Origin of the sequence: Shewanella sairae, assembly GCF_023283535.1 — a bacterium.
Classification (GTDB): Bacteria; Pseudomonadota; Gammaproteobacteria; order Enterobacterales; family Shewanellaceae; genus Shewanella; species Shewanella sairae.
In genome coordinates this window covers 1-674 of sequence record NZ_JAKILT010000216.1, presented here as the reverse complement: position 1 = coordinate 674, position 674 = coordinate 1, and the positions used below count along the sequence as shown (strand labels likewise).

At 50.4% G+C, this 674-nt stretch carries 6 tRNA genes; all 6 read left to right on the top strand.

The annotated features are described in order from the left end of the window. Window positions 1–12 precede the first annotated feature (12 nt). Window positions 13–89 (top strand) — tRNA-Arg (locus L2748_RS24275). Window positions 90–121: 32 nt separating this feature from the next. After that, window positions 122–198: transfer RNA gene (locus tag L2748_RS24270), tRNA-Arg, on the top strand. A gap of 31 nt (window positions 199–229) precedes the next feature. Next, window positions 230–306 (top strand) — tRNA-Arg (locus L2748_RS24265). A gap of 33 nt (window positions 307–339) precedes the next feature. Continuing rightward, window positions 340–416: transfer RNA gene (locus L2748_RS24260), tRNA-Arg, on the top strand. 9 nt (window positions 417–425) lie between these two features. Beyond that, a tRNA-Ser gene (locus tag L2748_RS24255) sits at window positions 426–517 on the top strand. Window positions 518–594: 77 nt separating this feature from the next. After that, window positions 595–671 (top strand) — tRNA-Arg (locus L2748_RS24250). Window positions 672–674 lie beyond the last annotated feature (3 nt).

Sequence of the window (674 nt, the reverse complement as noted above, 5' to 3'; positions counted from 1 at the left end):
ATGTTTTAGTGAGCGGATGTAGCTCAGCTGGATAGAGTACCTGGCTACGAACCAGGCGGTCGGAGGTTCGAATCCTCCCATCCGCACCATTAAATCATTTATAGCAGTAAACGTTCTATATGCGGATGTAGCTCAGCTGGATAGAGTACCTGGCTACGAACCAGGCGGTCGGAGGTTCGAATCCTCCCATCCGCACCATAGAATGAAAAGAATTTAAGATTTTATATGAGCGGATGTAGCTCAGCTGGATAGAGTACCTGGCTACGAACCAGGCGGTCGGAGGTTCGAATCCTCCCATCCGCACCATATAAAACGATTGATTTAAGTAGTACCGATTTTGCGCGTGTAGCTCAGCTGGATAGAGTACCTGGCTACGAACCAGGCGGTCGGAGGTTCGAATCCTCCCACGCGCACCATGTTTTGCCGGAGAGGTGGCCGAGTGGCCGAAGGCGCTCCCCTGCTAAGGGAGTATGGGCTTTAACTCCCATCGAGGGTTCGAATCCCTCCTTCTCCGCCATCATTTGAACAAAAAACCGCAACTAGGTTGCGGTTTTTTGTCCTCAGAATGATTGTGATGTTTTAAATTTTATATGAGCGGATGTAGCTCAGCTGGATAGAGTACCTGGCTACGAACCAGGCGGTCGGAGGTTCGAATCCTCCCATCCGCACCATAT